The sequence below is a fragment of the Pontiella sp. genome, assembly GCF_041622395.1.
Taxonomy (GTDB): Bacteria; Verrucomicrobiota; Kiritimatiellia; order Kiritimatiellales; family Pontiellaceae; genus Pontiella.
In genome coordinates this window covers 1-9,420 of the sequence record NZ_JBFJYW010000146.1, presented here as the reverse complement: position 1 = coordinate 9,420, position 9,420 = coordinate 1, and the positions used below count along the sequence as shown (strand labels likewise).

The window sequence follows — 9,420 nt, the reverse complement described above, 5'->3', positions numbered from 1 at the left end:
GCTCGGGAACGGGCTCGGCCACCGCCACCGGGGTGGGCTCCTCGATCACCGGCTCGACAAAAACAGGCTCGACCACCACAACGGGTTTCGGCGCGGGCTTTTCAGGAACGGCCACCGCCACCGGGGCGGGCTGTTCGATCTTCGGCTCCACCGCAACGGGCTCGGGGACGGACTCGGCCACCGCGGTGGAAGCTTCCGCAACCCCGGCCAACGCTGCGGCAATCGCCTTGATTTCCGTTTTGCGCCCCGTCAGCTCCATCTGCTTTTGGCCCACCGCTTCCCACACGGCAACCACTTCGCCAACGCGGGCAGGCCATTCCACGAACAGCTGAACGGTGTGCATTTCCGGATTTGCGCCAGAGCTGATTTCCAGCCCATAAAAACGAACCATCGGATGTTCCTGCTCGAACGTTCGCATGAAATTCTTCGTGTCCTCAAGATTCCCCTTGGCCGCGATCTTCAGCGCATAGGACTCGAATTTAACGCCTTCTTTCAAGGCATCCCCCTTCGACTTGGGACGCCGGACTTCGTCTACCGCATCGATTTCCAACCCCGCCGCTCGCCCCGATGTAAAGATGATTTCCGTGGCCCAGGAATAGTAGTTCTGCTCCGGCGGGAGCTCGCCGAAAAGCCCCTTGAGGACGGCCGCGCTTTGCGTGAACTCCGCGCCGGTATTCCTGGCGCGCGACAGCGTGGCGTCGGCCCGTTCGATTTTTCCCGTCAACTCATCGAGTTCGTCCTTCGCTTTGCGAACGGAGGCGAGGCTGCCCCGGATCCCGATGAAGGCGCCGTAGAGCAACCCCGCGACGGCCAACACTCCCAGAAAGACGTACTGCTTCTGCTCCTTGCTTAGATTCTGGAAACTCATTGGGCACCCCCCTCGTCCGTTTCACCCACCAGCCGGAACTCGCTGACGCCCGCCCCAACGCCCCCGCCGCGCTTGCGCAACGACGCCAACTTGAGCGAGGTGAACATGGAGCTCATCTGATTCTGACCCAGCAGCTCCTTGCGCAGACCGATCACGTCGCTCTCGGCGCGTTCGCTTTGCGAGATTCCGTCGATTGAAAAAGCATACCGGATTGCCAGGTCTTCCGGGGCGGCATAGATCGCCGCCTGGAATTCCCCCCGGTACGAGAGCCGGGTCAATTGGATGTTAGCCGGAACCGCGTCCTGAACCTCGTCCAGCAACCGAAGCACGGCCCCGCGGGAGGCCTTCCATTGCCCGAACAGGTCGAGCACCTTCCGATTGGTCACCAGGCCCCGGTTCTCTTCCTTGTAAAGTTCGAGCTTGGGCTCGAGCTCCGCCCAGATCGATTGGCTCGTTTTCAGCTCGGATTGCACTGCGGAATACTGCATCACCTTGATGCCGCTGAGCACGGCAATCAGCAAAATGGGGGTCACCACGGCAATGATCATGGAGAATCGCCGGCTGACAAGCCCCTGATGGCGCTGCTCGCTTTTCCGCAATAGATTGACTCTGGGCATACTCATTATTCCTGAAACCCTCCGATTGCCGCTCCGATGGCCGCCGAAAAACGCGTGGCCTGTTTTTCCATTTCCGGGGAGAGCGCCTCGTTCTCGATCACGATGTTTTCGAACGGGCTCCATTGGCCGACCTCGGCATGAAGCATCTGCCCCACCTCTTCCGAGATACTCGGCAGCAGGCAGAGTCCGCCGGAGACATAAACCTTCGAAATCCGGCACCCCTGGAGCCGTTCGACGAAGTCCTTTGAAATGGTCAGCTGCTTGAGGTGCGGCGCCAACACGCTGGCCAGCGAAGATGAAATATTGATGGAGCGGTCGCTGAGAATGGAAGCCGCCAGCTCGTCATCGACCCCGAGATCCTCGGCCAGTTTTTTACGCATCATGCGGGCGCCAAAGGGCAGCTTGCCCACCAGCACGATCGACAAGTTGTTGAGAAACACGAAATGGCTGACCGACTCGCCCGCCTCGAACAGGCAGACCGCCTGGTCTTTGCACTCGTCCCCGCGGGCATTGAGAAACGCGGCAACAAACGCCAGGCCCGAAACCTCCAGAGACGCGGGAGCCGGCGGGCCCGACGGAAACATGCCCAACAGCTGGCGCACCTCGTTCTGCGGCACGGCGGCCGCCAAGAAGCTGGAATCCTGCCGCCCCTTGCCCCGCTTGATGAGCTGGGCCGACACCCGAAAGTCGTCGGTCACATTCAGCAGTTCCCGCAGCCGGGATTCGGGCAAGGCTTCGTCTTCGCCCGGCAACGGCGCATTGACCAGCCGTACGACGGCGGCCGGAGCCGTATAGGCCAGACTTGCGTAGTAGGTGCTCATATTGCGCGGCAGCTGCAGCCGCACCGCCTCCCCGCCTAATTCGATGGCCGGCAGCAAGTCGATTCCGGCCAGGATCAATTTCCCCTTATGATTCCTCATACGGACGACCTTCGTTCCCGTGGTTGCAAAATCGATGCCCACCAGTTCCGTAAATTTTTTTTGAGAACGGCTCGGTCCCCGTTCTTTCTTAATCAATGCTTTCATGTTTCCACTTTCTCCCGCAACCGGCGGCGGCCGTACCCCTGGCCTCCTTTCCGAAACGGATGCGCATCAACCAAAGCAGTATCCATACCATGATCATCGGCCAAATTCCCTCTTGCTAAAAAGCCGGTCTGTACCAATGATATCGATCGACCATTTTTGAATGGGTAACCTACGGGCAGGAGTTGATTGTGAGCGAATTGAGCAACGAGCCATCCTTATCGCTTGAACCGATGGAAGACGAGAAAGCCGCACCGCGCGGCCCGATGATCGTTACGATGTTGCTGCTGATCGCCGGTTTGCTCATGGCCGGCGCCATGTTCCTGAACTATGGCATGAAGGCCGCCAACGCCGGAGACGACGCCCCCGGCTTCAACCTCGCGGCGCTCAAGGCGAAAACCGCCGCCTTCGCCCGCGGCTCGGATACCGCGGACTCCGCCGCCCCCGAGGACGGTTCCGCCGCCCCCGGAAGCCGGTTTTTCGGAAACCGCTTGGAAAAGGGGCGTTGGCCCAAACTCGAACTCACCAGCTTCGGCAGCTCCTCCGCGGGAGAAAGCGATTTCGCCATCATCAACGGCAAACTGGTCCGCCCCGGTCAACTGATCGCGGACAAGGTCATGCTCGTGGGGATCGAAGACCATGGGGCCATCGTCGAATATATGGGCGAAACGCGGACCCTTTATATCGACCTGAAAACGAAGTAGGAATGGTCCATGCCCCGCCAATCCGGCAACGCCCGGTCCGATGCGCCCCCCGCGCCCGCTATTGCGGCGGAAAGTGCACCAAAACCGTCCATACTCTTTGACTTTTCCAACGCGCATCAACTACACTGCGCGGCATAGGAGAATCGTGCGCGAACAACCGAGGGGATAATGGAAGTCCAAAAAAAGAAAAAACGGATCGTTAATTCGAGTGCAGCTCTGATCAGTATCGGCATACACGTGGTCCTGATTCTGATGGCGGGCGGCATCGTGGCACTCAAGTTCTACAAAAAGCGGGGCGCGGAGCTTCAGGTCGAGGAGTCCAAGCCCAAGCTCGAACGGCGCAAGCTTCAGATGCCCGTCAAAACCGAACCGTTCATCGAACAGATGAGCAAGCCGAAGCTGCAAACCACCTCCCGCATTACGGCCAATGCCCCCCAGATGGTCAACATTCCCGAGCAGGGCGAATACGTGAAGATGGCCCCGATGCCGACCTTCAAGGGCGGCTACACCAACTTCGTGTAGATGGACCGGACCCTCGAATTCAACTCGAAATACCGCGATGTATCCTTCGGCATCTCCACGGTCGACTTCTTCGGAACGCGCGGCAAAGCCGAAAAGGTCGTGGTGGTGGTCGACACCTCCCGATCGATGCTCTACGACGAACGCGGAGGGCTCGAATCCTATGCCATGGTGCAAAAGGACCTGCGCGAGGTGATCGGCAACATGCGCTCGGCCACCCTGTTCAACGTCGTGCTGTTCGACGAGGACAACGTATCCCTGTTCACCCAGAACATGGTCCCCGCCTCCCCGTCCGCCAAAACGAACGCGCTGGAGTGGGTCGGCGGCATCAACACCAACCTCTCGCTCGTCGGGCTCGCCGGGCGCGAATCCAACTACACGCCGCGGCGGCAATACGACATCCCCATGTCCACGACCGACATCACCGGCTGGCTCAAGGGCTTCCAGGCGGCCGTCGAAATGAAACCCGAAATCATCTTCGTGCTCAGTGCCGACTGGGGCAACGTCACCTCGGCCCAACTGGGCATCTCCTATTTCCTGCGCAAGGACATGTTCGCGCAATACCAGAAAAAACGCATCGAGTTCTTTCTCAAGGACGAGGGGTTCAAGCAGGACTGGGAAGAATATACCGGCGAGTTTGCCCAGCTGCGCAAGGTCGCCTTCAAGATGCTTCAACTCGAAAACCAGTCGCGCCAGGATGCCGACCTACAGCCCAAGGTCGTCCGCGACTGGGATGAAATCCTGATCGACAACGAAGTCGAGCTCCCCTCCCCCCCGCTGGCGAACGACTACAAGTCCGTCGGCGTCATGCCCGAGCAAACGCGCTACACCCTCGATGAAGTGCTCGAATCGTTCTTCGTGATGGTGATGGACAACTACCGCCAGCTCGGCATGCCGCAACTCAACTTCGTCATGCTCAAGGGCGACGGCGCAACGGTGGACCAAAGCGCCAAGGCCTCGCTGCTCACCTCCGATGCCAAATTCCAGAGCCTGGCCAAAATGACGGGCGCGCGCTACCGCGACCTCAAGGGGATGCCCCAGGTCGACAACCAACTCAGGCAGACCATCGACGATGTGCTCGAGGCGATTGCCGAAGACGAAGCCAACATGACCGGAGAGGGAATGTAAGATGAAACGAATCCTTGTCCAACTGTTCTCCCTCGCCGTGCTGACGGCCGCCGCCACGGCGCAGAAAAACGAAACGCACACCTTTTCCAACGCCGAGGGCCAAACCCTCGAAGACCGCATCCTGAAATACGATTTCGAAGGGAAGCAGGTAACGCTCGAAAAGAAGGGGCGCGTCCCGCTCAAAAGCTTCAGCCCGGAGGATCAGGAATACATCATCCGCTGGAACCAGGTTCAGGGGTTCCAGTCCACCATGAACTTCAAAATGGCGGTGAGGAAAAGAACCTGGGGGCAGCTGAAGTATGAGCAGACCATTACCCCCTACTACATGGACGCCGTCCAGGTCGCCGGGAAGAAAACCCCGAACCACAAGATCATCATGATCGACGACTACGAAGAATACAGCGCCGTCCTGCTCGAGGCCGATGGCTTCGAAATCTCGTTCCGCAACCAGAATTCGTTCCCGATTGAAAACCTCGTGGTCGAAAGCAAGGTCTTCTACGAGCAGGAAATCTACGCCATGCCCGACAGCCTGCTCATCAGTTCCCAGAACGTATACACTGACGTCACCACCACCAACAAGGTGCGCTTCCTTTCCGAAACCATTCCAATCATTATCCCGCGCGAGGAAATCACCATGTATTCCGAATGCGCCATCGTCGCCAACCACCAGCTCGATCGCTCCGTTCTGGTTTCCACCTCGACCGAAGAGAGCGAAGACGGCGAGGAAGACGAGGACGATCTGGAGGACGACGAGGAAGAGGACGAGGAAGAGGCGGAAGCAATTGAGGAAGCCACCGAGACCATCGAAGGCTTCGGCGACTGGGACGACCACAGCCGCCAGCGCAAGGGCAAGGTGATCGGAGCCTGGTTCCGCGTCGGCATCAAGGCCGACAACGGCGAAATGGTTTGGCGCGAACTGACGGAACCCTCCTCGCTCTCCAAAAAGGTTTCCTGGGGAAGCAGCGTCGAACCGGATACGTCGAAAACGGTCAATCTCTTCCCCGGCAAGTAACCCGCCTGCGGGGTCGCGCTACGTTCTCTTCCCGGGAAGCGCCATGCCGTGCATGGAGTTCCAGATGACGACCAGATTGGAGAACACCATGCCGACGGCGCAATATTTCGGGGAGAGCCACCCCACCCCGGCCAAGAACATCCCGACGATGTTGTAGAGGAAGGCCCAGCCATAGTTCAGGCGGATCTTGTGCCTCACCTTGCGCTGCATGAAGGGCAGGTCGCGCAACTTGCCGATCTCGGGCACCATGAAGACCCCGTCCGCGCTCATCTTCGCGGGAATCTGGCCGGAAAAAACCGCCAGCCCGAAATCGGCCGCCGCCAGCGCCTGCGCATCGTTTATGCCGTCGCCCACCATTAGGACCGCCTTGCCCTGCTCCTGTAGCGCGGCGATCGCCGCCTGCTTGTCGGTGCAGCCCATTTCGCCATGGAACCCGGCAATGCCCAGCTCGTTGGCCACCTGTTCGACAACGGCCTGGCGGTCGCCGGAAAAGATCAGCGGTTGCACGCCCTGCTCCACGAGATCGGAAACCAGCTGCTTCGATTCTTCGCGCAGCGCGTCCTTGAGGCCAACAATGCAATAGCACGTGTCCGCATCGCCGAACATCACGATGGTCGACTCCTTCAAATCCGGCGGAATGCCGACATCGGGGTAGAGGTCGGCGCTGCCGGAAAGATAGTGCGTCCCATCCAGCTTGGCGGAAACCACGGTCCGGGCAACGGTGCGCTCCTGAACGGGACGGGGGCTCCCCAACCGGGCCAGCGCCCGCGCAATCGGATGCTCGATGCCGTTTTCTAGCGACGCCAGCACATCGAGGAGGTGCTGCTTGCGCTCGACCAGCCAAACCACCTTGTGCACCTCCGGTGCGCCGCGAGTGAGCGTTCCGGTCTTGTCGAACACGACCACGGACGGTTTGAGCGCCAGCACCGCCCCGTTGAAAATCTGGATCCCCAGCCCCCGCACCTTTTCAATCGCGGCGGTGAGCACCAGCGGCTCGGCAATCCCGAACGCGCACGGACAGGCGACGATCAACACGCTGAGCATGCGGATGATGGCGTCGCCGCGATCGCCCAGGGCCAGGTTCCCGACCAGCACCAACAGCCCGACCCCCACCACGACGGGCACGAACCATTGGCTGATGCGGTCGCCGAACGAGAGTTGCTCCTTGCGGGTGTTGAACGCCTCGATGGTGCTTTCGACAATCTTCTGGATCAGGTTGCTCCGCCCGGAAGCGGGAACCGACAGGTGCGCCCCCTCCGAAAGCAGCTTGGCGCCGGCGCCGACATAGTGCCCCTGCTCGAGCGCCACGCCGTGGCTCTCGCCGGTAATGAGGCTGAAGTCGAACTCCGCCGGGGCCATCAGAATCCCGTCGGTCGGCACGAACTCATCGCGCTGCACAACGAATTCGCGGCCCGGATCGAGCTCTTCGACGGCGGCATAGTCGTCGTCGCCGACCCGCGCCTTCTTGGGGAGCTGCCACGAGAGCGAGCCGACGCGGCGGCTCAGCTTCTTATAGAACGAGCCGGAGATCAGGTTGCCGGTTTCGATCAGCATCAGCAGCAGCGCCACGACGTCGAAATAGAGCCGCGCGAAATCGCCCGTGACCATCGCATAGACGGAATAGATCCAGGCGGCCGTCGTCGAGAGCGCCACCAGGCTCTCCATCCGGTATTGGCGCAGGGCGATCTGCCGGAAACCGTAGATCATGGTGGTGCGCGCGGCATAGAGCGGGACCAACGTGCCGAACACCGCGAGCAGGATCGAGCAAACCAGCTGCATCGCATACGGAACATCCCAGCTCTCGGCCGAGTAGACCACGAACGAGATCATCATGTTGTTGAGCGCAAAGAACCAGCCCGCTCCAAAGCGGAAATAGTCGAACCCGTCGCGCTTCGCGTCCTCCCCCTCGTAGAATTTGTATCCCAGCCGCTCGACGCTGGCGGCGATATCGTCGCGGCCGATCACCATTGGATCGTAGGAAAGCGTGCAGGTCTCGGCGATAAAGTTCAGGTTGACGTTTCCCACCCCCCGAAGCTTGCCGAGGCTGTTGTGCACCAGCCACGAACAGGCGGGACAAACCATCCCGCCCACGAGGAAGCAGAGCTCCTCGCCGCCTTCGATCGCGGATTCGGCGGCCGCGCTTTCCTCGCCGCCGGGGAAGACCCCTTCGAGCAATTGGGCAATTCGTTCATCGCGCTCCGAGCCATCGAGCCCCATCTTGCCGACGATCGTCCACACCGCCGCGCAGCCGGGGCAGCAAAACTCCCCCTCCCCGCCGGGAACGCTCCGGTTACAAACTATGCAATGATCCGCCATTTCAAAGGGGATGGTTGGGTTGAGGAAGCCGTGGAGGTTTCGATTGCTGCGGCCGGCCCGAAGCACGGCGGACCGCGCCCGTCAAAAAACATCCCTTAATCCGTCGATCCATGAATTCCCCCTATCCCGCTGCATTCGGGAGCAGCCTCGAGACAAACATCAGGATATAGACCGTTCCAACAATCAGGCAAATCCACGGGAAGGCCTTTTCGAAGCGGGCGCCCCACGTCTTGTCGACGAGGCGGCCCAAGGAGATGCCGAGTTGCATGAAGAAGGTCTGGGTCACGACAAAGGCGAACATGAAACCGCCGCCCTTCCACCAGCTGCCTTGCCCGACCGCCATCGCATACGCGGCGTAGAGCATGCCGCAGGGAATCAGCGACGTGCAGACGCCGCCCGCGGTCAGCTTGCCCAGTCCGCCGCTGAAAAACTTCGACATCCAGCTGGTCTTCGGGGCCTTGAGCCCCTTTCTGCGGAAGGCGTAAAAGGCAATGAAAAACATCATAACGCCGGGGAACAGCAACGAAAGCAACGCGCCGCGCAACGGGTGCTGGCCCTCCTGGCAACAATAGTGCGCCGGCCCGATATCGATGAACTCGCCAAAGGCCCCGAACAAGAACCCCGCCAACGTATAGCCCACGATCCGGCCAAGGTTGAAGAGCGACAGCGCCTTAAGGCTTTTCTCGCGATGCAACGCGCAGACCGAGATGTGGAGGGGTCCACACATGGCATAACAGTGCGGTATGGCAACCCACCCCAACCCTGCTCCCAACATAATGGCCGCAATCAGTTCATTCATAATGCATGGGAGTTTATCACCTAATCAGCCAACCCCATAGAAAAAAGATCTTCGGGAACCGACGGCGGCAACGGTGGGGCCACACCCACCCGCCTGGGTATTTGCGCAAAATAATGAAATAAGCGTGCTGACCTCCGCCGCGCACACCCCGGCGTAGGAACCGGGGCCACGTAGCGCCGGACTCCGATCCGGTGTTTTCCATCACCCGCACCCCGGAATGGAAACCGTAGTCAGGGCGGGTTCGTGTGCGGAGGGGCACGGGCTCCGAGCCTTGGTCGCAGAGCCTGCGACCTTCCAAAAAACAACGGGCGCGTAGCCCGAGCCCACTGGGCATCGGCTGAGCCACCTCGAAGCGGCGGCCCTACCTGACACCGAGGCCCCGGATAAGCCCGCGCCCGAGCCGGCCACGATACGTACCGCAGGCGGCCCGCCTGC

Annotated in this window: 8 protein-coding genes and 1 pseudogene; 4 read left to right on the top strand and 5 right to left on the bottom strand. The window is 60.5% G+C overall.

Annotated features, from left to right (window positions below):
• The 3 genes and pseudogenes from ABYO54_RS09690 to pilM all read right to left on the bottom strand — a co-directional run.
• Nucleotides 1-868 (bottom strand): annotated as a pseudogene (locus ABYO54_RS09690) (hypothetical protein); the annotation flags it as partial.
• Entirely contained in the window at nt 865-1,491 is a 627-nt protein-coding gene (locus ABYO54_RS09685) for a PilN domain-containing protein (protein ID WP_372808049.1), read from the bottom strand. The gene ABYO54_RS09685 and the pseudogene ABYO54_RS09690, both read right to left, overlap by 4 nt.
• Complete coding sequence (gene pilM / locus ABYO54_RS09680; RefSeq protein WP_372808048.1) at nt 1,491-2,405, bottom strand: pilus assembly protein PilM; 915 nt, start codon at nt 2,403-2,405, stop codon at nt 1,491-1,493. Before pilM ends, ABYO54_RS09685 begins: the two co-directional genes overlap by 1 nt.
• A gap of 293 nt (nt 2,406-2,698) precedes the next feature.
• Between pilM and ABYO54_RS09675 the strand changes: the two genes are divergently transcribed.
• From ABYO54_RS09675 to ABYO54_RS09660, 4 genes are all read left to right on the top strand, one after another.
• A complete protein-coding gene (locus tag ABYO54_RS09675; RefSeq protein WP_372808047.1) occupies nt 2,699-3,211 on the top strand; it encodes a hypothetical protein in 513 nt (170 codons plus the stop codon).
• A gap of 168 nt (nt 3,212-3,379) precedes the next feature.
• Nucleotides 3,380-3,733 (top strand): hypothetical protein, encoded by a 354-nt coding sequence (locus ABYO54_RS09670; RefSeq protein WP_372808046.1) that lies wholly within the window; start codon nt 3,380-3,382, stop codon nt 3,731-3,733.
• Nucleotides 3,734-4,858 carry a hypothetical protein gene (locus tag ABYO54_RS09665; protein ID WP_372808045.1) on the top strand — a complete coding sequence of 375 codons (1,125 nt, stop codon included), beginning with the start codon at nt 3,734-3,736 and terminating at the stop codon, nt 4,856-4,858. It abuts the gene before it with no gap.
• A 1-nt stretch (nt 4,859) separates the two neighbouring features.
• The gene (locus tag ABYO54_RS09660; protein WP_372808044.1) at nt 4,860-5,870 is read left to right on the top strand and encodes a hypothetical protein; all 1,011 of its coding nucleotides are present in this window, start codon (nt 4,860-4,862) and stop codon (nt 5,868-5,870) included.
• An 18-nt stretch (nt 5,871-5,888) separates the two neighbouring features.
• Here ABYO54_RS09660 and ABYO54_RS09655 read toward each other — a convergent pair whose 3' ends face one another.
• Nucleotides 5,889-8,108 carry a heavy metal translocating P-type ATPase gene (locus tag ABYO54_RS09655; RefSeq protein WP_372808043.1) on the bottom strand — a complete coding sequence of 740 codons (2,220 nt, stop codon included), beginning with the start codon at nt 8,106-8,108 and terminating at the stop codon, nt 5,889-5,891.
• A gap of 199 nt (nt 8,109-8,307) precedes the next feature.
• Entirely contained in the window at nt 8,308-8,961 is a 654-nt protein-coding gene (locus tag ABYO54_RS09650) for a sulfite exporter TauE/SafE family protein (RefSeq protein ID WP_372808050.1), read from the bottom strand.
• Between the last annotated feature and the right edge of the window lie 459 nt (nt 8,962-9,420).